Origin of the sequence: Pseudomonas sp. PDNC002, from assembly GCF_016919445.1 — a bacterium.
Classification (GTDB): domain Bacteria; phylum Pseudomonadota; class Gammaproteobacteria; order Pseudomonadales; family Pseudomonadaceae; genus Pseudomonas.
The window spans coordinates 494747-516968 of the sequence record NZ_CP070356.1 but is presented as its reverse complement, the minus strand read 5'-3'; the positions used below and the strand labels follow the sequence as shown (position 1 = coordinate 516968).

General features: G+C 66.9%; 24 protein-coding genes and 1 pseudogene. 2 read left to right on the top strand and 23 right to left on the bottom strand.

What is annotated here, in order from left to right; translation table 11 throughout:
• Positions 1-144 precede the first annotated feature (144 nt).
• Positions 145-1050, top strand: a complete 906-nt coding sequence (locus tag JVX91_RS02425) for a LysR family transcriptional regulator (protein WP_205337864.1) — start codon at positions 145-147, stop codon at positions 1048-1050.
• Positions 1051-1187: 137 nt separating this feature from the next.
• Here JVX91_RS02425 and JVX91_RS02420 read toward each other — a convergent pair whose 3' ends face one another.
• The 22 genes and pseudogenes from JVX91_RS02420 to JVX91_RS02315 all read right to left on the bottom strand — a co-directional run bounded on the left by JVX91_RS02420 (position 1188) and on the right by JVX91_RS02315 (position 20312).
• The gene (locus JVX91_RS02420) at positions 1188-1628 is read right to left on the bottom strand and encodes an excinuclease (RefSeq protein ID WP_205337863.1); all 441 of its coding nucleotides are present in this window, start codon (positions 1626-1628) and stop codon (positions 1188-1190) included.
• 27 nt (positions 1629-1655) lie between these two features.
• A complete protein-coding gene (locus tag JVX91_RS02415; RefSeq protein WP_205337862.1) occupies positions 1656-2054 on the bottom strand; it encodes a hypothetical protein in 399 nt (132 codons plus the stop codon).
• A gap of 53 nt (positions 2055-2107) precedes the next feature.
• Positions 2108-3334: a beta-ketoacyl-ACP synthase gene (locus JVX91_RS02410; RefSeq protein ID WP_205337861.1), complete on the bottom strand. Its 1227-nt coding sequence runs from the start codon at positions 3332-3334 to the stop codon at positions 2108-2110.
• On the bottom strand, positions 3334-4062 hold the full coding sequence (gene fabG, locus JVX91_RS02405) for a 3-oxoacyl-ACP reductase FabG (RefSeq protein WP_205337860.1): 729 nt from the start codon (positions 4060-4062) through the stop codon (positions 3334-3336). Before fabG ends, JVX91_RS02410 begins: the two co-directional genes overlap by 1 nt.
• Positions 4059-4526, bottom strand: coding sequence for a hotdog family protein (locus JVX91_RS02400; RefSeq protein ID WP_205337859.1), 468 nt, complete (start codon positions 4524-4526; stop codon positions 4059-4061). Before JVX91_RS02400 ends, fabG begins: the two co-directional genes overlap by 4 nt.
• The gene (locus JVX91_RS02395) at positions 4523-5731 is read right to left on the bottom strand and encodes a beta-ketoacyl-[acyl-carrier-protein] synthase family protein (RefSeq protein WP_205337858.1); all 1209 of its coding nucleotides are present in this window, start codon (positions 5729-5731) and stop codon (positions 4523-4525) included. The genes JVX91_RS02400 and JVX91_RS02395 overlap by 4 nt, the downstream gene beginning before the upstream one ends.
• Positions 5728-6231: a hypothetical protein gene (locus JVX91_RS02390; protein WP_205337857.1), complete on the bottom strand. Its 504-nt coding sequence runs from the start codon at positions 6229-6231 to the stop codon at positions 5728-5730. Before JVX91_RS02390 ends, JVX91_RS02395 begins: the two co-directional genes overlap by 4 nt.
• Positions 6228-6956: a class I SAM-dependent methyltransferase gene (locus JVX91_RS02385; protein ID WP_205337856.1), complete on the bottom strand. Its 729-nt coding sequence runs from the start codon at positions 6954-6956 to the stop codon at positions 6228-6230. The genes JVX91_RS02390 and JVX91_RS02385 overlap by 4 nt, the downstream gene beginning before the upstream one ends.
• Positions 6957-6971: 15 nt before the next feature.
• The gene (locus JVX91_RS02380; RefSeq protein ID WP_205337855.1) at positions 6972-8210 is read right to left on the bottom strand and encodes an NAD(P)/FAD-dependent oxidoreductase; all 1239 of its coding nucleotides are present in this window, start codon (positions 8208-8210) and stop codon (positions 6972-6974) included.
• Entirely contained in the window at positions 8197-9378 is a 1182-nt protein-coding gene (locus JVX91_RS02375) for a sodium:proton antiporter (protein WP_205337854.1), read from the bottom strand. The genes JVX91_RS02380 and JVX91_RS02375 overlap by 14 nt, the downstream gene beginning before the upstream one ends.
• A complete protein-coding gene (locus JVX91_RS02370; RefSeq protein ID WP_205337853.1) occupies positions 9372-11702 on the bottom strand; it encodes a hypothetical protein in 2331 nt (776 codons plus the stop codon). The genes JVX91_RS02375 and JVX91_RS02370 overlap by 7 nt, the downstream gene beginning before the upstream one ends.
• A complete protein-coding gene (locus tag JVX91_RS02365; protein WP_240201691.1) occupies positions 11692-12285 on the bottom strand; it encodes an outer membrane lipoprotein carrier protein LolA in 594 nt (197 codons plus the stop codon). The genes JVX91_RS02370 and JVX91_RS02365 overlap by 11 nt, the downstream gene beginning before the upstream one ends.
• The gene (locus tag JVX91_RS02360; protein ID WP_205337852.1) at positions 12279-12716 is read right to left on the bottom strand and encodes an acyl-CoA thioesterase; all 438 of its coding nucleotides are present in this window, start codon (positions 12714-12716) and stop codon (positions 12279-12281) included. Before JVX91_RS02360 ends, JVX91_RS02365 begins: the two co-directional genes overlap by 7 nt.
• Positions 12709-14250: an aromatic amino acid ammonia-lyase gene (locus tag JVX91_RS02355; RefSeq protein WP_205337851.1), complete on the bottom strand. Its 1542-nt coding sequence runs from the start codon at positions 14248-14250 to the stop codon at positions 12709-12711. The genes JVX91_RS02360 and JVX91_RS02355 overlap by 8 nt, the downstream gene beginning before the upstream one ends.
• Entirely contained in the window at positions 14234-15112 is an 879-nt protein-coding gene (locus tag JVX91_RS02350; protein ID WP_240201746.1) for a glycosyl transferase, read from the bottom strand. Before JVX91_RS02350 ends, JVX91_RS02355 begins: the two co-directional genes overlap by 17 nt.
• A gap of 254 nt (positions 15113-15366) precedes the next feature.
• Positions 15367-16101 (bottom strand): annotated as a pseudogene (locus tag JVX91_RS02345) (glycosyltransferase family 2 protein); the annotation flags it as partial.
• Positions 16098-17774, bottom strand: coding sequence for an AMP-binding protein (locus tag JVX91_RS02340; RefSeq protein WP_205337849.1), 1677 nt, complete (start codon positions 17772-17774; stop codon positions 16098-16100). The pseudogene JVX91_RS02345 and the gene JVX91_RS02340, both read right to left, overlap by 4 nt.
• Positions 17771-18316 carry a hypothetical protein gene (locus tag JVX91_RS02335; protein ID WP_205337848.1) on the bottom strand — a complete coding sequence of 182 codons (546 nt, stop codon included), beginning with the start codon at positions 18314-18316 and terminating at the stop codon, positions 17771-17773. Before JVX91_RS02335 ends, JVX91_RS02340 begins: the two co-directional genes overlap by 4 nt.
• Positions 18313-18561 carry an acyl carrier protein gene (locus JVX91_RS02330; protein ID WP_205337847.1) on the bottom strand — a complete coding sequence of 83 codons (249 nt, stop codon included), beginning with the start codon at positions 18559-18561 and terminating at the stop codon, positions 18313-18315. Before JVX91_RS02330 ends, JVX91_RS02335 begins: the two co-directional genes overlap by 4 nt.
• Positions 18562-18572: 11 nt before the next feature.
• Entirely contained in the window at positions 18573-18833 is a 261-nt protein-coding gene (locus JVX91_RS02325; RefSeq protein ID WP_205337846.1) for a phosphopantetheine-binding protein, read from the bottom strand.
• Complete coding sequence (locus JVX91_RS02320; RefSeq protein ID WP_205337845.1) at positions 18808-19620, bottom strand: lysophospholipid acyltransferase family protein; 813 nt, start codon at positions 19618-19620, stop codon at positions 18808-18810. Before JVX91_RS02320 ends, JVX91_RS02325 begins: the two co-directional genes overlap by 26 nt.
• Entirely contained in the window at positions 19596-20312 is a 717-nt protein-coding gene (locus JVX91_RS02315) for a beta-ketoacyl synthase chain length factor (RefSeq protein WP_205337844.1), read from the bottom strand. The genes JVX91_RS02320 and JVX91_RS02315 overlap by 25 nt, the downstream gene beginning before the upstream one ends.
• Positions 20313-20636: 324 nt before the next feature.
• Here JVX91_RS02315 and JVX91_RS02310 point away from each other — a divergent pair, with 324 nt between their 5' ends.
• On the top strand, positions 20637-21404 hold the full coding sequence (locus tag JVX91_RS02310) for a ParA family protein (protein ID WP_205337843.1): 768 nt from the start codon (positions 20637-20639) through the stop codon (positions 21402-21404).
• A 5-nt stretch (positions 21405-21409) separates the two neighbouring features.
• Here JVX91_RS02310 and JVX91_RS02305 read toward each other — a convergent pair whose 3' ends face one another.
• Positions 21410-22219, bottom strand: a complete 810-nt coding sequence (locus JVX91_RS02305) for a universal stress protein (RefSeq protein ID WP_205337842.1) — start codon at positions 22217-22219, stop codon at positions 21410-21412.
• Between the last annotated feature and the right edge of the window lie 3 nt (positions 22220-22222).

Sequence of the window (22222 nt, the reverse complement as noted above, 5' to 3'; positions counted from 1 at the left end):
TTATTTCCAATATATTAATCGACACGTTTGATTTGTTTTGCGAATCAAACGTCGGTAATGTCGGTTCAACACCTGGTTCGGGGCTCAACCTATCGCGGACAAGGTCCGCTCCTACCCAAGCACCAGCGCTTCAGCGGGGACACCATGGAACTGCGACACCTGCGTTACTTCATCGCCGTGGCGGAGGAGCTGCATTTTGGCCGTGCCGCCGAGCAACTGGGGATTTCCCAGCCGCCGCTGAGCCAGCAGATCCAGGCGCTGGAGGAAGAGATCGGCGCGCGCCTGCTGGAACGCACCAACCGTCGCGTAGCGCTCACCGAGGCTGGGCGGTTGTTTCTCGACGAAGCGCGGCAGGTCTTGCAGCAGGTGGACCGTGCCGTGCTCCTGGCCCGTCGCGCACACCAGGGTGAGATCGGCGAGCTGAAGGTCGGATTCACCGCTTCGGCGCCTTTTACCTCCAGCATCCCCCGCGCCATCCTGGCGTTCCGCCAGGCCTACCCGGACGTGCACCTGGACCTGCAGGAGCTGAGCAGCGGGCAGGCGGTGCAGGCGTTGCTGGAGGAGCGCGTGCAGGTCGGTCTGATTCGTCCGATCCCGCTGCCGGAAACCCTGGAAGCCGTGGAGCTATTCAGCGAACCGCTGGTGGCCGTGCTGCGCGCCGATCATCCGCTGGCGCAGGCCAGCCAGGAGGGCCTGGAGTTCGCCGCGCTGGCCGACGAGCCCTTCGTGTTCTTCCCGCGCAGCTACGGCACGGGGCTCTACAGCCAGTTGATGGCGTTGTCGCGGCAAGCCGGCTTCAGCCCACGCATCGCCCAGGAGGCGGGCGAGGCCATGACCATCATCGGCCTGGTGGCGGCGGGGCTGGGCGTGTCGATGCTGCCGGCGTCGTTCCGCCGGACGCGGGTGGATGGCGTCGTCTACCGCACCCTGAGCGATCCGGGCGCGACCAGCTCCGTGTGGCTGGTGCGGCGGCGCAATGAGTCGTCACGCCTGGCGCAGTCGTTCTTCGATCTGGTGACCCAGGAGGTCCAGGCCGGCAGGGCCGGCTGAGGGTTCAAGGGCGGAGGCTCGATATCGTAGGGCGCATAAAGCGGAACGCTTTATCCGCCGTTACCCGGAGGGAGGCCGGCGGATAACGCCTGAGGCGTTATGCGCCCTACAGCGAGGGCGCATCGCGGAGGAGGGGCTTACTTGGCGTAGTCCGCCTTCAGCGCAACCCCGGCGATGACCGCACCGGCGTGGCACTCGAACTGCTTGGCGTCCTTGTACTCGTTGCGCTTGTAGTAGCTGACGATGTTGGTCACGGCGGTGGCGCCGGCCTTCTTCGCCGAATCCTGCAGGGTGATCAGCGCCGATTGCAGTGCCCAGCGGCAGGCTTCCTCGTCGCTCTTGTTGAAGGCGTTGGTCTTCTTGTTGGTGATGGCGCCGGACTGGATCACCTTCAGCTTGTCACCAGCCGGGTTGCCCGCCAGGTAGAACTTCACGCTGCCATCGAGCTTACCGGTCTTCACCGCCTCGGCAACGACGTCGTCGAAGGGCAGGTGCAGAGTGGTGTCGCGAGCCTGGCTGATGCCGGGGATGGACGCGCAGAGGGCGAGGGCGAGCAGCCCGAGGGTCTTGCGTTGCATGGATCGACTCCTTGTCGATGGGGGAAATCAGTTGCTCGGCGGGGCGAGGTGCAGGTTCTGCAGGATCTTGTTGTTCAGGATGGCCACCCACTTGTTGTAGTTGCGGTGGATCTGCCCATCTTCCTCGTCCAGGCCGCTGCTGCTGCGCAGCTTGATCGAGTACTGCTGGCTGCTGTACGGAATGCTGATCTCGGCGTGGTGGCGTTCGCGCACGGTGATCGCGGCGTAGATGACGTTGCCGGAATCCTGCTGCACCTCCCACTTCTGTTCTTCCAGGGCGTCGCGGATGGCCGCCTGCACCTGCACCGACGTGCGGTTGCTGTCTGGCGGCAGACTCTGGTCGATGTTCTCCACGGGCTTGGTGGTACAGCCGACGGCCATCACGGTGGCCACACACAGCAGCAGGCTGCGGATCAGTCGGGACATGGCTTGCTCTCCTTGCAGTGTCGTTGGTCAGTAGCGTTGTGCAGCGAAACGGTTCAGCGCCAGCGGCGGAAGATCAACGAGGTGTTGATCCCGCCAAAGGCGAAGTTGTTGTTCATCACGTACTCGTTACTCATCTTGCGCGGCTCGCCCCGCAGGTAATCGAGATCGCCACAGCGCGGGTCGATGTCGTCCAGGTTCAGGGTGTGCACGTAGCGATCGCTGTTCATCATCTCGATGCTGAACCAGGACTCCAGCGCACCGCACGCTCCCAGAGTGTGGCCCAGGAAACTCTTCTGCGAGCTGATCGGCATGCGGCTGCCAAACAGCTCGCTGGTGGCCAGGGTCTCGGCGATGTCGCCCTGCTCGGTGGCAGTACCGTGGCCGTTCACATAACCGATGGCGTCGGCGTGCAGTCCGGCGTCCTCCAGCGCGAGCTCCATCGCCCGGCGCATGGTCGTCTGCTCGGGGCGGGTGGTGTGCTGGCCGTCGGCGTTGCTGCCGAAACCGACGATCTCGGCGTGGATATGCGCGCCACGGGCCAGGGCGTGTTCCAGTTCCTCCAGCACCAACATGCCGGCGCCTTCGCCGATCACCAGGCCATCGCGGCCGCTGTCGTAGGGCCGCGGTGTGCTGTGCGGGGCGTCGTTCTTCAGGCTGGTGGCGTAGAGCGCGTCGAACACCATGGCTTCGGTCGGGCACAGTTCCTCGGCGCCACCGGCGAGCATCAGCGGCAGGCGGCCGAAGCGGATCGCCTCGTAGGCGTAGCCGATGCCCTGGCTGCCGCTGGTGCAGGCGCTGGAGGTCGGGATCACCCGGCCCTTGAGGCCGAAGAAGATGCTGATATTCGCCGCCGTGGTGTGCGGCATCATGCGCACGTAGGAGTTGGCATTGAGGCCGTCGGCCACCGAGTTCAGCAGCATGTTGCCGAACGCCTTGATCTCGTCGGTACTGCCGGTGGACGAGCCGCAGGCCACGCCCATGCGCCCATCGCGGATCGACTCGTCGCCCAGCAGCCCGGCATCGGCCAGCGCGCGCTCGGCGGCGCCCACCGACAGGCGCGAGACGCGGCCCATGCTGCGCAGCTGCTTGCGGGTCCAGTGCTTGGGTACGCTGAAATCCAGCACCGGGCCGGCCAGGCGGGTATTCAGTTCGGTGAAGCGGTCCCAGTCGTCCATGCGGCGGATGCCGCTCTGGTTGGCGCTGAAGTTCGCCTCGATGCTCGCCCAGTCCGAACCCAGGGAGGTGATGCCGGACATGCCGGTGATGACCACGCGCTTCATCAGCACAGCCCTCCGTTGACCGCCAGCACCTGGCGGGTGATGTAGCCGGCCTCGGCCGACATCAGGAAATTCACCGCGCCGGCGACTTCTTCCGGCGTACCCATGCGTTGCGCGGGGATCATCTTGAGGATTTCCTCCACTGGCACCTGCTCGTCGAGCATGGCGGTGTCGATCAGCCCAGGCGCGACGCAGTTCACGGTGATCTTGCGTTTGCCCAGCTCGATGGCCAGCGCCTTGGCCGCGCCGATCACGCCAGCCTTCGAGGCGCTGTAGTTGACCTGGCCGCGGTTGCCGATCAGCCCGGACACAGAGGTGATGCAGACGATGCGCCCCGGCTGGCGGCGGCGGATCATCGGCATGATTACCGGGTGCAGGACGTTGTAGAAACCGTCCAGGTTGGTGCGCAGCACCTGGTCCCAGTCCTCCTCGGTCAGCGCCGGGAAGGCGCCGTCGCGGGTCAGGCCGGCGTTGCATACCACGCCGTAATACGCGCCGTGGGCTTCCACGTCGGCTTCGAGGATGGTGCGCGCGGCCTCGCGGTCGGCCACGTCGAATTGCAGCACGCGGGCGCTGCGGCCCAGCGCCTGGATCTCGGCCTGCGCAGCGTCGGCTTCGGCGCGGCCGCTGCGGCAATGCAGCACGATGTCGTGGCCGGCCTGGGCCAGACGCAGGGCAATGGCGCGGCCGATGCCGCGGCTGGAGCCGGTTACCAGAATGGGGTCAGTCATACGCTTGGCTCTTTCACAGCAGGTTCTTGTAGATAGCTTGCGACCTCTGGCGGGCGGAACACGGTCAGGCGCGCCAGCGCCTTGATGCCCGGCCCTTGCAGATGGCATTCGAAGACACCCATGCCGTTGTCGTCCTGCAGGGTGCGGATGGCATGGATGGTGATTTCGGACCCGGCGGGGAAGCTCGCCACGTCGCACTGGTACTGGCGGGTGCCGAGCAAGAAGCCCAGTTCCACCGGCTCGCCGCGCACGCGCGCCTGGCAGCCGGCATAGGCGGCGACGCTCTGCGCCATCAGCTCCACGCCGACCCAGGCCGGCAGGCTGCCATCGGCCTCGTTGAACAGCCCGCCCGGGCGCACCGTCAGGCGCGTGCGGATGTCTTCGTCGCCGAAGTCGAGCACTTCGTCGATGAGGATCATGTCGCCCGCGTGGGGCAGCAGGGAGGCGATCGGCCAGTCGATCATCGGGTCACTCCAGAATCTTTGCTCATCTCGCCCAGGATCAGGCTGATGTTGTTGCCGCCGAAGGCGAACGAATTGCTCATCAGGTAGCGCGGGCCTTCGGCGGGCAGCCGCGGTGCGTCCTCGCCGACCAGTTGCAGCACCGGCAATTGCGGATCGGCGACGCCATCCCAGCGCTGCGGCGGCAGGCGGTTGTCGGGGTTGTGCTCGCCCAGCAGCAGCCAGCAGAACGCCGCCTCCAGCGCACCGGCGGCGCCGAGGGTATGCCCGGACAGTGGCTTGGTCGAGGAGCACGGCACGCCAGCGGGAAACTCGGCGCTGACGGCGAGGCTTTCCATGGCGTCGTTGTGCGCAGTCGCGGTGCCATGCAGGTTCAGGTAGGCGATCCGGTCGGCCGCCAGTTTCGCTTCGGTGAGCGCCTTGCGCATCGCCTCGCGGGCGCCACGGCCTTCGGGCTCGGGCGCGGAAATATGGTGTGCGTCGGAGCTGGCGCCGGCGCCGAGCAGGGCAATGCGGGACGGCTCGCGAGTCATCAGGAACAGCGCGGCGCCTTCGCCGATGTTGATGCCCTGGCGGTTGGCCGAGAATGGATTGCAGCGTTCGTCAGAGACGGCTTCCAGCGCGCCGAAGCCGTTGAGCGTCAGCTCGCACAGGCTGTCCACGCCGCCACACAGCACCGCGTCGCACTGCCCCAGGTTCAGCAGCCGCCGCGCACTCTGCAGGGCTCGCCCACTGGAGGTGCAGGCAGTTGAAATCACGTAGCTCGGCCCGGCCAGCTCATAGTGTTCGGCGAGGAACACGGCCGGGTCGGACAGCTCCTGATGCGAGTAGTGGAAGCCTTCGGGCAACTGACCGTGCAGGGTGTGATGACGGATGCCCTGGGTGGTTTCCTGGATGCCCGAGGTACTGGTGCCCAGCACTACCGCCACGCGCGCGGCGCCATAGCGCTGGACGGCGGCGCGGATGGCCGGGTCGATCTGTGTCGCGGCGGCCAGCAGCAGGCGGTTGTTGCGGGTGTCGTGGCGCTTGTCGGGAATGGCCGCCATGCGCGCCTTCACCGTGCCGACCGGCAGGCTTCTGCCCGGCACCCAGCCCGCCTGCACCTGCATGCCGGCGGATTCACCGGCGAGCAGCGCGGCGGCCACTTCGCGGCAGTCGTTGCCCAGGGCGCAGATCAGGCCCAGCTCGTTCAGGTAGGTGGCGGTCATGGCGCGGCGCTCTCGGCGTTCAGGGGCGTCACCTGGTAGCGGGTGTCGGCGGATTGCAGGGTGAAATCCTGCGCCGAACGGTAAGTGATCTGCCAGCGCTGTTGCAGGTGGCGCGTGGCGCCGTCCGTCTGGTAGTCCGCGGCCTGATAGCGCGCGGCGAGATCGGCGTCCGGCGTCAGGGCGAACAGCAGCACGGCGAACAGCTCGCGAGCCTCCGGATTGGGCGGCAGCAGGCCGTCGTTGCTCCATTCTCCGTCACGCAGCAACTGGCGTGACAGCGGGATGCCGAGCGGATCGATCAGCGACCAACGCAGCGCCCCGCCTTCCTGCTGGATCACCAGCAGCCAATCCTGTGTGGACAGTTGGCCGGCCTGCGTCTGCTCGCGCTGAATGTGCAGCTGCAACGGCGTGGCCAGCGGCGGCAACGCGGAGGGCAGCGGCGCGTGCTGGGCGCAACCGGCCAGCAGCAGGAACAGGGCAAGGCTCAGCCAGCGGATCATGCGGGGCGGTTCTCCAGAGGCTTGCGCACTACGGCGTTGACCAGGGTTTCCTCGCGCAGACCGAACGGTTTGGGTTTGCGCAGACCCCAGCGTTCCAACAGGCCGAAGTCCTTGGCGCGGCTCCACCACAGGTAGGGGTACGAGACGTTCTTCTCGCTGAATTCGAAGCCCTGCTCGCGGAGCATTTGCAGGTACTGCGCGGCGCTCTTCTGCACGTGCATCGGGTGGCGGAAGAACCAGCGGATGACCCAGGTATCGATGTACGCCTCGGTGGATTCGGCGAACAGCAGCAGGCCGCCCGGCTTGAGCACGCGCCAGAACTCTTCCAGGGCGCGCTCCTGTTCCACCAGGTGATGGAAGGTCTGGTGGCAGAACAGGATGTCGACGCTGGCCGAGGGCAGCATCAGGTCGGCGCAGTCGGCGCAGTTCAGCTCCACCTCGATGTTCTCCCGCGCGGCTTCCACCGCCGAGCAGTCGAGGCTGTGCGGGTCGGCGTCGAGGCCGATCATGCGGCCGGGTTTGAACGCATCGCGCAGCAGGCGGAAGGAGCGGCCCTGGCCGCAACCGGCATCCAGCAGTACCGGGTTCTGCGGGATGTCCCAGCTGATCAGGCGCTTCAGGTCGTTGATCGCCACGCGCAGCACATGGTGCTGCCAGGTGTGGCTTTGCAGGAACCAGAAACCGAAGCGGGTTTCTTCGACATAGGTGGAGGCGGGGCGGGTCATGACAGTCCTTGTCCTTTAGCTGGCGCAGATTTCGGAGAGCACCCGCAGGCGACGCTGCGGTTCGGCGACGAAGGGGTTGCGCGTGTCCCAGGCGTAGCCGGCGAGGATGGAGCAGATCATCCGGCGGATATCCGGCGAGGCCTTCTCGTAGAAGATCACGTCCTGGAAGCTGCCGTCGTACCACCCCTCGACATAGGCGCGGAAGGTATCGACACCGTGCTTGAGCGGCTGGGCGAAATCGCCTTCCCAGTCCACTGCCTCGCCCTTGAGCTGACGGTCAAGCAGGTTGGCCGCCATGCTGGAGGAGCGCATGGCGATGGTGACGCCGGAGGAGAACACCGGGTCGAGGAATTCCGCCGCGTTGCCCAGCAGGGCGAAGCCCGGTCCGGCCAGGCGCTTCACGTTCGCCGAGTAGCCGCCGAGGGTGCGCGCCGGGGTGTCCCACACGGCGTTCTTCAGCAGCGGGCGCAGGTTCGGCGCAGCGTCGAAAAAGTCTTTCAGGCAGGCGTCCAGGTCATCCAGCTTGCCTTCGAAATGGCGGTCCTCGGCGACCACGCCAATGGAGGTGCGGCCATCGCTGAAGGGGATGGTCCAGTACCAGATGCCGCGTTCTTCGGGGTGGATACTGATGAGGATCTTCTCGCGGTCGAAGTGCGGCGCGTCGATGCGGTCCTCGATATGCGTGAACACCGCGCGGCGCACCGGGAAGCCGGACGGCGCTTCCAGGTCGAGCAGGCGCGGCAGCACGCGGCCGTAGCCACTGGCATCGAGGACGAAGGCGCATTCCACGTCGTACTCGCTGCCGTCCAGGCGGCGCACGCGCAGGCGCGGGCAGGCTCCGTCGAAGTCGGCTGCGACGATCTCTTCCTCGTAGCGGATTTCCACGCCCTGCAGCTCGGCCTGGTCGGCCAGCAACTGGTCGAAGCGCGCGCGCTGGACCTGGAAGGTCGAACCCTTGCCGTCGGTGAATTTGTCGCGGAAGTCGAACGCCGTATAGCGGTCACCCCAGCCGAACGCGGCGCCGTGCTTCACCTGGAAGCCGGCGGCCAGCACGGCGTCGAGCATCCCGGCCTCCTCGACGAAGTCCAGGCAGTGCGACAGCAGGCTTTCGCCAATGGAGAAGCGCGGGAAGCGCTGGCGCTCGAGCACCAGCACGTCGTGGCCCTTGCGCTTGAGCAGGGCGGCGGCGATGGCGCCGGACGGACCGGCGCCGATGACGACGACGGTGCGTTGTTGCAGATCAGGGGCGGGCATCAGTAGGGCTCCTTGCCGGGGCAATGTCCTGGGAATCGGGCTGGGAAACAGTGGCGCCGTGCGGTCGTCGTATTCCGCAGAGCGCGGGCAGCAGGGTGGCGAACAGGCTCATCAGCAGCAGGCTGAAATACAGCAGCGAGTCGATGTGGCCCTGCTGGAACAGCAGATTGAGAAAGACGATCTCGGTCAACCCGCGAATGTTCAGCAGCAGACTTTCCGTCCATAACGTGCGCCGATCCGTGCCGGGCAACGCCCAGCGCAGGCCGAGCCAGCTACCCACCAGCTTGCTCGCCACCGGCAGCACCAGCAGCGCGCCGAGGTAGAGCCAGGAGTAACCGGAGAGGGCGTTGTGGAAGTCGATCTGCAGGATGCCGAAGGCCAGCACCAGCGGTACCAGCAGGTAGTTCTGCAACGCCTGCGCCACCTGTGGGGACGCGGGCAGGCGGAACGGCTGGTGCACCGCCGCCTGGGCCATCAGCCAGGTGATGGCGAACACCAGGGTGTTCAGGTGCCAGTGCTGGAAGGCGATCATCAGGCCGAAGAACGGCACGCTGTAGGCCAGCGCATGGCGCACGCGCAACAGATGCAGGAGCAACGGCGCGCCACCGGCCAGCAGCGGCCATACCAGCTTGCTGGGATCGCTGCTGCTCTGTGCCAGGCCGAACAGGCTCCAGCACCACAGGTCCATCAGCACCGCCGCGTGCATCAGCCGGCGCGTAGCGTCCTCGGGGTAGTCGATATTGCGCAGGAACAGGTAGAGCACCGGGATCGCCGTGATCGAGAACAGCAGGCCGATGCCCAGCACGTTCATGCCCTCGCGCACGCCCAGCAACCACCAGGCGCTGGCCATGCCGCAGACCAGTGGCACGGCGAAGCTGGGCAGGGCGATCTTCAGGCTCTGGCGGCTGACGTCGAGGTCGATCACATCGCTGAGGATGTGTCCCAGCAGCAGTGCGAAACCGATGTCGTAGAGCAGCCTGAGCCAGGGCGCGGTGACTAGCGTGCGCACTTCGAAGCCCTGGCCCTGCAACGCCACGAACAGCGCCGGCAACAGCAGTCCCGCCACCAGCAACTGGCTGACGATGGGCAGCAGACGCAGGCGGCGTCCGCCGATCACCGCGAGGGCGAACAGCGGCGGCATCGCCAGCCAGAACAGGACCGTCAGCACGCCGGAACTCCTTCCCGGTGACTCTCACCCGCCCAGGGGCAGAACAGGAAACAGAACGCCAGGCCGAGCCCTACGGCCAGGCCGAAGTTGCTGATCACCGGCGTACTGGAGAGCGCCAGCAGGCCGAACGACAGCCAGGTGGTGATGGCCGCCAGCAGCACGCCGACCAGGCTCACCGCCGCGCCGCCGACGCGTTCGCGCATGAGGATCGTGTAATCCACGCCGATGGCGGTCACCAGCAGCAGGCCGAACAGGCTGAACAGCGTCAGCGGCTGGCCCAGCCAACCCAGGCTGGCGAGGCTGCACAGCGCGGCCAGCAGCGGCAGCAGGACGATGCGCAGGGCACCGCGCGGACCGAAGGGTTTGAGCAGCAGGGCGAAGATCAGCACGCAGGAGAGCAGCTTGAGTTCGGTGGCGCTGACCTGGGTGGCGGCGAACAGGCGGTTCAGCTCGCCGAGGCGATCCACCAGCTGCACGCCGTCCAGGCCTTTCGCCTGCTCGGCCAGCACGCCGGCATCGGACAGCCCTTGCAGGCTCACCAGTCCGGCCACGCCGCCGTCCACCGTGCCCAGCCAGAGCGGCCGCCAGGGTTCGCCCAGCGGGCCTTTCAGGGCTTGGTCGAGGGATTGCTGCGGGAGTTTTTCCAGCTGTTCCAGCTCGGCTTGCAGCGCGGCTTGCGGAATGCCCAGGTCAATCAGTGCCTGCCAGTGCTGCGGCAGTTGGCGCAGGGCCTCACGGGCCTTCTGTTGCTGGGCGGCGCTGGCGAGCAACTGGTTGAGCGCGAGGTAGCCCTTCAATTGCCCGGAGGCGACCAGCTTGTCCAGCCGCGCGGCCAGATCGGCCTGACGTTGCAGCAGCTGGGTCTCGTCGGCGGCGCGGACCAGGAAGAACTGGCTGGTGGGCTGGTAGCCGGTGATGCGCGCGGTGGCCTGGGCTTCGGCGAGCAATTGCGGCTGGCTGCCGAGCCATTGGCGCAGGTCGTTCTTGATCTGCAACTGCCACAAGCCGCCTGCGCAGAGCAGCGCCACCACGGCGAGCAGCGGCCAGCTTCCGGTACGTTTGATCAGTGCTTCACGCAGGCGGATCAGGCGTACGCCGAATCCGAGCAGACGCGGTTGCGGAGAGAGGGCATCGCCGCGCAACAACAGTGGCAGTAGGCCGATCACGCAGAGGTAGGCGGCGAGCAGCCCGGCCACCGAGAAGGTCGCCACCTGGGTCAGCGCCGGGAAGGGCGTGCAGGCCAGGGCGAGATAGCCGATCAGGTTGGTCGCAAGGCTGAGGAACAGCCCGCGCTGGCTCAGCTTCAGCGCGCGCCAGGGCTGCCACGGATCGAGACTCCAGGCTTTCGACAGGTAGTGCAGTGGGTAGTCCGAAGCGACGCCGATCAGGCTTGCGCCTAGCACCAGGGTCAGCAGGTTGACCTTGCCGAACAGCGCAATGCACGCCGTGGCGCCGGCCAGCACGCCGACCAGCACCGGCAGGAAGGCCAGCAGTGCGCGAACGCGGCGGAAGGCGAGCAGCAGCAGGAGCAACGTGCCCAATGCGGCGCCGCCGCCGACCCAGGTCATTTCCCGGCTGGCCTGGCGCTGGCCATCGGCGGCGTAGAGCAGGCCGCTGGCAGCGACGAGTTGTCCGTCATCGGCGGCCAGTTGCTGGCGCGCCTCGGCGATCTGCGCCGCCACCGCGCGCGGCAGGTTCATGTCGAAGGCATCGGCGCGTGTGCGGGCGCGCAGCAGCACCCAGCTGCGGCCGTCTTCCTCGGCGACCAGCGCGCCGCTGCCGATGTCCAGCTGCACCTTCGAAGGCAGCGGCTGGTGCTGCTGGATGCGCAGGGCGAGGCCGAACCAGTCCTGATCGTTGGGCACCAGGCCGAAGCCGGAGAACGGATCGAAGAGTTGTTCCACGCGCTGTTGGATGAACGTGGCGGGGTCGTTTGCGAGTTGCCGGCGGTCGTCGTCGCTGAGCAGCGCCAGGCGACCCGCGCGCAGTTGCTCGCGCAGCGCGGGCAAATCGGCCTGCACGCCCCATTGCACCTTCTCGTAGAGGCCGCTGGCTTGCCAGCGCTCGGCCAGCTCGCGGGCGTGGGCGATGGCCGTGTCACGCTCGGGGTAGCCAACCAGCACGATCAGCTCGCGATTAAGCGGTTCCTGCATGCGCTGCTCGGCCTGCTTCTGCAAGGCGTCACGGCTGCTGCCGGGCACTAACTCCAGCAGATCGGTGCTCAGCGGCGGGCCGTGGCGCCATTGCCAGGCCGCGAGGGCGAGCAGCGCCAGCAGCCCGGCAATTACCAGGCGTGGCAACCACTGCGGCCGCTCAGCGGGCAAAGTCGCTTCGCTCCGCATCGGTCAGGCTGTCGCCGGGTTGGCTGCTGCTCATGCGCAGCACGGTGCGGTCGCCCTGCGCTTCGTGCAGCTCGATGCGCTGCACCAGCTCGCCGCCGGCGATCTCGATGCTGTCGAAGATCTGCTTGAGCAGCACGGCGCGCGGCGTGAGGGTAAGTTTCCAGTCGTTCGACTCGCCGCTCAGCGCGAGGTCGAAATCCCGTTGCAGGCCGCTGCTGTCGCCTTCCAGCACAGCGAGGAACAGGCGGTTCTGCTGTGCGCTGGCGCTGCGTTGCGGCAGTTGCTGCCAGCCGTTGACGTCGCGCCGGGCGATGCCCTGGTCGTCAATGCGGTAGTCCTGCTTGAGCGGCGTCTGCAGCAGCCAGAGCAGACCGTGCTGCTTGGCCAGGACGAAATGTCCCTTGCTCACCAGCGGCTGCGGCAGGGAGCGCAGATGTTTCTCCTGGACGAATTCGCCCCGCACCACCGCCGGCTTGCCCAGTTGCGCGGCCAGTTGCGGCAGGTTGAAGGCGTGGGCCAGCGGAGCCAGCAGCAGACCCCAGGCAAGCAAGACGCGCTTCAGCATGCTTCGGCCTCCAGCGCGCGCTGCACGGCGGCGATGAACACCGGCGGGGAGACCATCTGCATCTCGCGGCTGGCGATTTCCACTGCCACCTGGCTGCTGCTGGCGCGGGTCAGGCGCTCGCCGGTTTCGGCGTCGCTGATCAGGTAGTTGATCTTCAGGCGGTTCTCCCACTCCACCAGGTCGGCGCGCACGCTGATGCGCTGGCCGAAGCGCGCGCCGCGCACGTAGCGCAGCTGCAGGTCGATCACCGGCCAGGCGTAGCCCGCCTCGCGCATCTGCGCGTAGTTGTGGTCGAGCTTGTCGAGCAGGGCGCAGCGCGCCACTTCCAGATACTTGACGTAGTGGCCGTGCCAGACCACTTCCATCATGTCCACGTCGAAGAACGGCACGAGGATTTCCACCTCGGCCTGCAACACCCCGGCCTTACGCATAAAGCCCCCAGTGGCGCGCGCGGATGCGCTCCAGGCACAGGCGCAGTTCGCCTTCCAGGGCGCGATCCTCGATCAGCGGCGGGAAGTCCTGCGCCAGTTGTTCGTGCATGCCGCCCAGCGGTGCCGGCAGCGGACGCGCGCCGGCCTCGTTGCAGCGCAGCCAGACGCCCTGTTGCGCGGCCAGCAGCGTCGCAGCGGCAACCTGCTCGGTGAGCTCCAGGCTGCGCAGGGCATCGCGCGCGGCGATGGTGCCCATGCTCACCTTGTCCTGGTTGTGGCACTCGGTGGAGCGCGAGAACACGCTGGCCGGCAGGGTGTTCTTCAGCGCCTCGGCGGTCCAGGCGCTGGCGCCGATCTGCACGGCCTTGAAGCCGTGGTTGATCATCGTGCGATCGGCCGGCGCGCCCGAGAGGTTGCTCGGCAGGCCATGGTTGTAGCGGGTGTCCACCAGCAGCGCGAGCTGCCGGTCGAGCAGGTCGGCGACGTTGCCGACCAGGTTCTTCAGGCTGTCCATGGCGAAGGCGATATGGCCGCCGTAGAAGTGCCCGCCGTGGAGGACGCGTTCGTCCTCGGCGTCGATGATCGGGTTGTCGTTGGCGCTGTTCAGTTCGATCTCGATGAACTGCCGCAGCAGGCCCAGGCTGTCGGCCAATACGCCCAGCACGTGGGGCGCGCAGCGCAGCGAGTAGCGATCCTGCAGGCGGTGCAGCGGTGGCGTCGGCGCATCGATGGCGAGGTCCTGGCGAATCCACGCGGCGACCTGCATCTGCCCCGGGTGCGGCTTGGCAGCGAACAGGCGTTCGTCGAAGTGTTCCGGGTTGCCTTGCAGGGCAATGACGTTGAGCGCGGTGATGCGGGTGGCGAGCTTGAGCAGGTAGTCGGCGCGCACATAGGCGAGGCAGGCGAGGCCGGTCATCACCGCGGTGCCGTTCATCAGCGCCAGGGCTTCCTTGGGGCGCAGCACCAGCGGCTGCCAGCCCAGCTCGGCGTGGACTTCGGCGGCGCTGCGGCGCTCACCACGCCAGAGCACGTCGCGCTCACCGGCGAGGGTGGCGGCGACGTAGGACAGCGGCGTGAGGTCGCCGCTGGCGCCCACCGAACCCTCTTCCGGAATCAGCGGCAGGATGTCGTGTTCGAGGAAGGCATGCAGGCGCTCCAGCAGTTCCAGGCGCACGCCGGAAACCCCGTGGCTCAGCGAGCGCAGGCGCGCGGCCAGCACGGCGCGGGTGGCCTGCGGATCGAGCAGCTTGCCCAGGCCGCAACCGTGGAAGGTGAACAGGTGCTGCGGCAGCGCCTCGACGTGCTCAAGCGGCACGGCGACCACGCAGGAATCGCCATAGCCGGTGGTCACGCCGTAAATCACGCCTTCCTTGTCCAGCAGGGTATCGAGGAACTGCGCGCCACGGGCGATGCGTGCGCGGAAGTCGGTGTCGTCGTCCAGGCGGCTTTCGACGCGGCGCTCGGCGAGGGCGACGATCTGTTCGATGCTCAGGTGGCCTTGGCCGAAAACCGGCGCTTCAGTGGCTGTCGTCATGGGCTTTCCAGAACGGGTAGAAGTTGAACCACTGCTGCGGCGCGCGCAGGCAGTAGTGTTCCAGGCGTTGGGCGTAGCGCTGGGTCCAGTGTTTCAGGACCTCGGCGCGGTCGCTGCGGCGCCACTGGATGTGCTCGGCGAAGGGCTCCAGGTGCACGCGGTAGCGGCCTTCTTCCTTGAGGCAGAACATCAGGTTGGCCGGGCATTGCAGCAGTCCTGCGAGTAGCCAGGGGCCTTGCGGGAAGGCGGCCGGCGCGCCGAGGAAATCCACCTCGACATTGCGTCCGCCGTGCAGCGGAATGCGGTCCCCGGCGATCGCCAGCCACTCACCGGCGTCGAGGCGCTGGGAGAGTTGCAGCATGATCGCCGGGTCCAGCTCGCTCACCTGGATCAGCCGCAGGTGACTGGCGCCGGACTCGCCGAGCAGCTTGTTGAACTGCTCGGCGTGGCGGGTGTGCACCAGCACGTTCATCCGTACCTTTTCGCCCAGCTCGGCCAGCGCCCGGCAGACTTCGAGATTGCCCAGGTGCGCGCCCACCAGCAGTTGACCCCGCCCGTGGCGCAGTTGTGCTCGGAGGTTGTGCGGGTCGTTCAGCTCGATGCTGGAGAGGTCCAGCCGGCCGGCCCAGACGTCGAGCTTGTCGAGGATCGCATCGGCGAAGGCCATGAACTGGCCGAACACGCGGCCGGTGCTCGGGCGCAGCGCAGCATTGCCGCTGTGCTGCGCCAGGCGCTGCTGGTACTCGCGGATGGCCCCGCGGGCACGGGCGCCGAAGAGGAAGAAGTACAGCACGATCAGGTGCAGCAGCGGCGACAGCAGGCGCCGGCCCAGCGTGCGTGCCGCCCAGGCGGTGAAGCGCATCAGCAGCAGGCTGCCGCGCTCGCGCTGTTGCGCCCAGTGCTGTGCGCTCACGTGTCGCTCCCAGAGCCCGCATCGCCTCTGCTGCGCGTCGGCATCACGGCGTTAAAAGCTGACTCGGAATGCTCATGTGCAGTTGCACACTCCGCTTCCTCGCCAGCTTTGACTCGCTGCGCTCGCCCTTCGGGCCAGCCTTTGGCTGTTACTCCCGTTGGTCGTTGCACCTTGTGCTGCTCTAGCTCGCGAGAGGCGAAGCAGGTTCTGCGGCGGCGCCAGAGGATCGCGGGCGAGCGCCAGAGCATGCCGAGGAACAGCCGGGCATGCATGGATGAAATCAGTGCGTTGTCGTGGAACAGGCGGAAGTGCGAGAGGCCGTCCAGCGGGTAGTGCACCCTGGTCGGCAACCATTGCATCGGCTGGTTGCGCCAGGCCAGGCGCACGAGGATTTCCGGATCGAAGTCCATGCGCTTGCCCAGCGTGGTGCTGTCGATCAGCTGCAGCGTGGGAGCGAGCGGGTAGACGCGGAAGCCGCACATACCGTCGCGGATCGACAGCGACAGGCTGTTGATCCACACCCACACGTGGGTCAGGTAGCGCGCATAGAGGCGGCCCTTGGGCACGCTCGCGTCGTACTGCGGGTAGCCGCAGATCAGCGCGCCGGGGTGTTCGCGTGAGGTGTCGAGGAAGCGCTGCACGTCGCCCAGGTCGTGCTGGCCGTCGGCGTCCACCTGCAGTGCGTGGGTGAAGCCCAGACGCGCGGCTTCGCGCAGGCCGGCCATCACCGCACCGCCCTTCCCCTGGTTCACCGGCAGGCGCACCAACCAAGTGTCATGAGCTTCGGCGAGTTGGTCCATGACCACCGCGCACTCGCGGCTGGAGGCGTCGTCCACCAGCACGCAGGGCAGGCCAGCGGCGAGCAGTTCGGCCACGACCTTGGGCAACGCGTGCTCGTGGTTGTAGACCGGGATCACCGCGCAGGGCCGCACACTCATGCCTCGGCCCCCAGCAGGATGCGCCCGGAGGAGCAGGCCGCGTCACCGCGGGTGAAGGCGAAGTACAGCTTGCCGCGCTCGGCGTCCCAGCGCAGCGACAGCTGGCAGAGATCACCCGGCCGCAGCAGTTGCTGGAACTTCAGCACTTCCATGCCACCGAAGCGTGGCGGCAGGTCGAATACCTGGCGACCCAGTTGCTGCGCCCACTGCACCTGTACCACGCCGGGCAGCACGGGAGCCTTGGGGAAGTGGCCGGGGAAGTAGGCGAGGTCCAGGGGGATTTCCAGTTGGAAGTGCTGCTCGCCTTCCGCTTCGCTGTGTGCCAGCACTTCGGGGTCGCGACTGCGCGGCGCGTGCAGCAGTTCGTCCACCAGGCTTTGCGGCAGCTTGCCCTGGGCATTGCCCGGCAGGCGCCGCAGCAGGCGCCAGCGGCGTGGCAGGGCGAGGGCTTCGCAGTGGTCGGCGAGGTGTTCGCGCAGGCGTTGGGTCAGCGCGCGGCGGCCGCCGTTACGCAATTCATGCAGGCCCGCGTCACTGAGGGCGACCAGTGCGCCGAGGCTGGCGCGGTTCTCCTGCACCACGCCCAGGCGGGCTTCGCTGACGAAGGGATGCTTCGCCAGTGCGGCTTCCAGTTGCGGCAGGGAGATGCGTTTTTCTTCCAGTTTGACGATGCGATCCAGCCGGCCCAGCAGCTCGAAGCGGCCGTCGGCGCAAAGGCGCGCGGCGTCAGCAGTCTGCTCGGTTTCTCCCGGCGGCAGGTAGGTCGATTCGATGCGCAAGGCGCCGTGCTCGTCCTGGCTCAGCTTCACGCCGTCGAACGGCTGCCACAGCTGGCCGCCCTGGCGCCAGGCGATGCCGCCGGTCTCGGAGCTACCGTAGATTTCCGTCGGTGCCTGGCCGAGGCGTTCATGCAGCAGCTCGCCAGCTTCAGCCAGCAGCGGGCCGCCGGAGGAGAACACCCGCACCACCGGGCGCAGCGCTGGCCAGTCGAGGTTGTCGCCCATGCGCTTGAGCAGTGCCGGGCTGCCTACCCAGGCGAAGCGGGGTTGTTCCAGGCTGTGGCGTTGCAGATCTTCGGGGAAGGCAATCTGACGGCGCAGGAAGGCACGCCCGGCGGACAGCGGCCAGAGCACGCGGAACAGCAGGCCGTAGATGTGTTGCGCGGCGACGCTGCCGAGGATGCGCGCCTCGCCCAGTTCGGCGCCCCAGAGGGCTTCCAGCACTTGCACTTCGTTGCTCAGCTGGCGCAGGGACTTGCCGATCAGCTTGGGTTCGCCGGTGGAACCGGAGGTGCTCAGTACGAGGTGGCAGCTCTCGATATCCAACTCGGTGGGCTCAAGCGCGGGGCCATTCAGTTCGGCCAGCATCAGGTCGCCCGGTTGATCGCCAATCCAGGCATCGATCCGCGCGGCCAGACGCTCGCGGCTGTGGGCAAGGTTATCCGCCGGCAGCACAGCTTCGGCGCCAGCGAGCCAGGCGGCATAGAGGGCGATGGCGAGTTCGGCGGCGTCTTCCAGGTGGATCGCCACGCATTGGGCATTGCGCTGGCGCAGGGTGCCGGCGACGTTGCAGACGCGCTGCACGAAATCGCCGGCGGGCAGCGATGGTTCCAGCGCCAGAGCGCGTTCGGCGGGCAGTTCGAGCAGCAGCCGGGCGAGGGAAATCGGTTTCATCCTTGACTCCTGACCCGCTGCCGCACCAGCCACTCGACGGCGAACAGCACGCCCATCAGCAGGTAGGAAATCAGGCCGTTGTACAGCGTCCACCAAGCCAGTGGCGCCCACAGCGTGAGGGCCGCGGCGATCAGGCCGTTGCCCAGGAAAAACAGCACCCAGACCTGTGTCACCTGGCGCGTATAGCGCACCGCGTGGGGCGGCAGCTCAGGCTCGCGCAGGCGCGCCAGGCGCTCCACCAGCGGTGGGCCGAACTTCAGGCTGAGGGCGAACAGGCTCAGCAGGCCCGCGCTGATCAGCACCGGGTACCAGCGCAGCAGGTGCGGCTCGTTGACCAACCACAGCGCGATGCAGAAGACCACGGCGGCCAGGGCCATCCAGCGTTGTCCCGGACGTTGCCCGCTACCCAGGCTGCGGGCGAACCACAGGCCGCCCAGCAGCAGCGCGAAGAATTTCGGCGACAGGTGATCGATGCCGAAGTAGATCGCGAACGGGTAGAGCAGCCCGGCCAGCAGCAGGCCGAGCCCGACCAGGCGTGTCATGGGTTGGCCAGGCGATAGACCGCTTCGACCACATCGCCCACGGTACGCACCGACTTGAATTCCTCGGCGGCGATTTTCTTGCCGGTCTGGCGCTTGAGGTGGTCGATCAGGTCGACGGCGTCGATGCTGTCGATCTCCAGGTCCTCGTACAGGTTGGCGTCGAGGCTGATCTGCTCCGGCTCCAGTTCGAACAGTTCGACCAGGGCGTCGCGCAGGGTGTTGTAGATGTCCTCACGGGTTTGCATGGTCGGCGTTCTCAAGCGGCTTTCTGGGCGGTCACGAAGGCGGCCAGGCTCGCCACGTTGGCGAAGTGCTGGCGGGTGTCCTTGGCATCGGCGTCGATCTTGATGCCGTAGCGTTTCTGGATGGCCAGGCCCAATTCCAGGGCGTCCACCGAATCCAGGCCGAGGCCGTCGCCGAACAGCGCGTCGTCGGCGCCGATGTCATCAGGGCCGATATCCTCGAGCCCGAGGGCGTCGATGATCAGCTGTTTAATCTCCAGTTGCAGATCGCTCATCTCTTGCGAGCTCCTTGGTGAAATGCTGGTGCAGGAAGGCATTTAGCCGGCGTGAGGCCACCGGGGCCGGGCCCTGGCTGGCAAAGACCTGGGGGGCCAGGTCGTCGCCGACGCGCAGGCGGAAGTGCACGCGGCGGGTTGGAATGCTGTACCAGGGCTCGGCCTTGGTCAGGGTGGTCGGGGTGACGGTGATGGTCACCGGGGTGATGACGCTCGCGCCGCGCAGGGCGATGGACGCCGCGCCGCGATGGAATTCGGGGGCCTTGCCCGGCGTGGTGCGGGTGCCTTCGGGGAAGACGATCAGGGTCTGGCCCTGCTGCAGCGCGTCCACGGCTTCATCGAACATGTCCATGCTGCCGTTGTTGCTGATGTACTGCGCCGCCGTCACCGGGCCACGGGTGAAGGGGTTGGCGAACAGGCTTTCCTTCACCACGCAGTTGGCGTCGCGGATCAGGCCGATGAGGAACACCACGTCGATCAGAGAGGGATGGTTGGCGATCACCATCTGTCCCGGGCGGCCAAGGCGCTCGATGCCTTCCACTTCGTAGGTAAGCACGCCGCTGCGGTGCATGATCTGCACGAACAGCCAGAACAGCCGGCTGACCGTCCGGCGTGCACGGGCGCGGCGGTGCAGGGCATCGCCGGGCAGCAGCGACAGCAAGGGGAACACCAGCACCCGCAGCAGCAGGCCGCCGATGCCGAAGAGGGCGAAGCACATCCCGGTGGCGAACAGGCGCCACAGGTAAGCGTCGGAGCGCTTGCTCAGTGGTTGCGTTGCCAGGTCCATAGACGCTTCTTCCAGGGATGGTGGATCAGGTCGGTGCGCTCGATCAGTGCGCGCACCAGGTTCAGGGCATTGGGGTGGGACGGAGGAGCAAGTGCCGTGCCGTTTTCCGACAGGTCCAGCGACCAATCGCTGCCGGCGCTCAGGCGCAACGCCACGGCATAGGGGAAGGGCACGTCATCGATCCAGGGCGAATACAGCTCGGGCGGTAGCTCCTCAGTGACCACCAGCAGCACCTCCGGCGCCCCTTCGGCGAGCAGTGCCGCGGCTTCCAGCAGCCCGTGCTCGAAGCCGTCACGTTCGCCGGCGATCGCCGACATTTCGCTGGTGTCCTGCCGCAGGATGGACCACAGGCCGATCACCGCGTTGTGCACGGAAAGGCTGAATTGGGTCGGGGAAAGCGGTTGTTCGACGGCCAGCTCGCGCAGCAGTTCCAGGCTGCGGCCGGTTTCGCCGTGACGGGAGACGAAGATGAGCGGCATCGGCGACCGCCCGTCGGCCAGGGGCCAGGCGACGCTGAACACCATGCGCGCCAGAGGGCTGAAACGGCGGCGCTGCATGGCGGGGAGGAAGGCGACATCCGGTTGGCCGGCGGCGTCAGGAAGGCGTTCTTCCCGTACCCAGCTCTGCCAGTCGGCAATCGTGGACAGGCCGGGGGCCCAGGCGCTCCACTGGTCGATGTTGAATTGAATCACGCTGCGAGCTCTTGTTGGCCCTTTTGGGCATTCCTGTCGACTAATGGGTCGTCCTTGATCCACCAAGAGCTTCGTCGACACGTGCCATGGCGCAGGGCCGGTATTATCCCGGTCACGCTGCTGTCAAGCAAACTTTTGCTTACAAAAGGGATGATGTTGGAAATCAGACATTTCTAAAACTAATGCCGACTGTATGACGATGTGCCGTCTGAAATATCCTCGCCTGCCGAGCGGTAGCGAAACCAAAGGGCGCGCGCCGCTCGCCCTTGTCATGGGCTTTGCATAGAATCCCCCAGCACTCGAATGTTCCTGGAGGGATGGCTGATGCGACGCGTGGTGTTCAATCAGAAGGGCGGGGTCGGCAAGTCGAGCATCGCTTGCAACCTGGCGGCAGTGAGCGCGGCGGAGGGCTATCGGACGTTACTGGTGGACCTGGACGCCCAGGCCAACTCCACTCATTACCTCACCGGCTTGACCGGCGAGGACCTGCCGGTAGGCATCGCTGACTTCTTCAAGCAGACGCTGGCCTCCGGCCCGTTCAGTCGCAAGGGCAAGGTGGATATCTACGAAACACCCTTCGACAATCTGCACATCGTCACCGCCAGCCCCGAACTGGCCGACCTGCAGCCCAAGCTCGAGCAGAAGCACAAGATCAACAAGCTGCGCAAACTGCTGGACGAACTCTCCGAAGACTACGACCGGATCTACCTGGATACGCCGCCGGCGCTGAATTTCTACACGGTTTCCGCGCTGATCGCGGCTGACCGCTGTCTGATTCCCTTCGATTGCGACAGCTTCTCCCGCCAGGCCCTCTACGGCCTGCTGCAGGAGATCGAAGAGCTGAAGGAAGACCACAACGAAGACCTGGAAGTCGAAGGCATCGTGGTCAACCAGTTCCAGCCGCGCGCGACGCTGCCGCAGCAGCTGCTGGATGAGTTGATGGCGGAGGAGTTGCCGGTGCTGCCGGTGTACCTGATGAGCTCGGTGAAAATGCGCGAGTCGCACCAGGCCTGCACCCCGCTGATTTTCCTCGAACCCCGGCACAAGCTGACCCAGCAGTTCGTCGAGCTGCACAACCTGCTGGAAGCCTGACCCGGCTACTGGCTGATCAGCACGTCGCAGGGCGGCCGGCGCAGGTAATGGCGCGTCGAGCTGCCCAGCATGGCCTGCTCGATGGCGCCGCGGCTGCGACTGCCCAGCACCAGCAGGTTCGGCGTCCATTCCCGCAGGGCCACTTCCAGCGCCTGCACGACCGTTCCCTGCTGCACGGCGCACAGCAATTGCGGGCCCTCGGGCGGCACCTGCGCGCGCTCATCCTGTAGCGCCTGGCGAAGCAGTTCGCGTTGCGTCTCGAGATGCCCGGCGGCCCGATCAGCCTTCTTGCCCGGCTGATAGGCGTTGAGCGCCAGCAACTCGGCATCGGTCGACAGCAGTCGGTAGCCGGCACGCCACGCCTGGTAGGAGCAATGCGACAGGTCCAGCCCGACCAACGCCTTGGCGTAGGGCGCGGGGGATTCCTCGACCGCCAGGAGGATCGGCGCGCGACAATGCCGTGCGATGCGCTCCAGGGTGGTGCCGTCGAAGCGCTCCAGAATCTGCTGATGATGCGCACCGATCACCAGCAGATCGGCGCACAGTTCCTGCACCGCCTGGGTGACCGTGTTCGCCGCGCGCCCCTGGCGAATGACCAGCTGATAGTCGGTGATGTCATTGGCGCGAGCCGCGTCGCGCAGCGCCACCTCGGCGGCTTCGCGCACCGTGTCCATCATGCGGTCGGGAAAGTATTCCTCGATGACGTGCAGCAGCGTGACGCTGGCCCCGTGCTGACGTGCGAGCTGGGCGGCGCGCCGCACCGCGATGTCCGCCTCGACACTGAGGTCATGGGCGACGAGCAGATTCCTGTACATGGT

Bases quoted from the DNA above. Each gene is read 5' to 3' on its own strand.
- JVX91_RS02425 (WP_205337864.1), top strand. From the start codon at position 145: ATGGAACTGCGACACCTGCGTTACTTCATCGCCGTGGCGGAGGAGCTG.
- JVX91_RS02420 (WP_205337863.1), bottom strand. From the start codon at position 1,628: ATGCAACGCAAGACCCTCGGGCTGCTCGCCCTCGCCCTCTGCGCGTCC.
- JVX91_RS02415 (WP_205337862.1), bottom strand. From the start codon at position 2,054: ATGTCCCGACTGATCCGCAGCCTGCTGCTGTGTGTGGCCACCGTGATG.
- JVX91_RS02410 (WP_205337861.1), bottom strand. From the start codon at position 3,334: ATGAAGCGCGTGGTCATCACCGGCATGTCCGGCATCACCTCCCTGGGT.
- fabG (WP_205337860.1), bottom strand. From the start codon at position 4,062: ATGACTGACCCCATTCTGGTAACCGGCTCCAGCCGCGGCATCGGCCGC.
- JVX91_RS02400 (WP_205337859.1), bottom strand. From the start codon at position 4,526: ATGATCGACTGGCCGATCGCCTCCCTGCTGCCCCACGCGGGCGACATG.
- JVX91_RS02395 (WP_205337858.1), bottom strand. From the start codon at position 5,731: ATGACCGCCACCTACCTGAACGAGCTGGGCCTGATCTGCGCCCTGGGC.
- JVX91_RS02390 (WP_205337857.1), bottom strand. From the start codon at position 6,231: ATGATCCGCTGGCTGAGCCTTGCCCTGTTCCTGCTGCTGGCCGGTTGC.
- JVX91_RS02385 (WP_205337856.1), bottom strand. From the start codon at position 6,956: ATGACCCGCCCCGCCTCCACCTATGTCGAAGAAACCCGCTTCGGTTTC.
- JVX91_RS02380 (WP_205337855.1), bottom strand. From the start codon at position 8,210: ATGCCCGCCCCTGATCTGCAACAACGCACCGTCGTCGTCATCGGCGCC.
- JVX91_RS02365 (WP_240201691.1), bottom strand. From the start codon at position 12,285: ATGCTGAAGCGCGTCTTGCTTGCCTGGGGTCTGCTGCTGGCTCCGCTG.
- JVX91_RS02360 (WP_205337852.1), bottom strand. From the start codon at position 12,716: ATGCGTAAGGCCGGGGTGTTGCAGGCCGAGGTGGAAATCCTCGTGCCG.
- JVX91_RS02355 (WP_205337851.1), bottom strand. From the start codon at position 14,250: ATGACGACAGCCACTGAAGCGCCGGTTTTCGGCCAAGGCCACCTGAGC.
- JVX91_RS02350 (WP_240201746.1), bottom strand. From the start codon at position 15,112: ATGCGCTTCACCGCCTGGGCGGCACGCACGCTGGGCCGGCGCCTGCTG.
- JVX91_RS02340 (WP_205337849.1), bottom strand. From the start codon at position 17,774: ATGAAACCGATTTCCCTCGCCCGGCTGCTGCTCGAACTGCCCGCCGAA.
- JVX91_RS02335 (WP_205337848.1), bottom strand. From the start codon at position 18,316: ATGACACGCCTGGTCGGGCTCGGCCTGCTGCTGGCCGGGCTGCTCTAC.
- JVX91_RS02330 (WP_205337847.1), bottom strand. From the start codon at position 18,561: ATGCAAACCCGTGAGGACATCTACAACACCCTGCGCGACGCCCTGGTC.
- JVX91_RS02325 (WP_205337846.1), bottom strand. From the start codon at position 18,833: ATGAGCGATCTGCAACTGGAGATTAAACAGCTGATCATCGACGCCCTC.
- JVX91_RS02320 (WP_205337845.1), bottom strand. From the start codon at position 19,620: ATGGACCTGGCAACGCAACCACTGAGCAAGCGCTCCGACGCTTACCTG.
- JVX91_RS02310 (WP_205337843.1), top strand. From the start codon at position 20,637: ATGCGACGCGTGGTGTTCAATCAGAAGGGCGGGGTCGGCAAGTCGAGC.
- JVX91_RS02305 (WP_205337842.1), bottom strand. From the start codon at position 22,219: ATGTACAGGAATCTGCTCGTCGCCCATGACCTCAGTGTCGAGGCGGAC.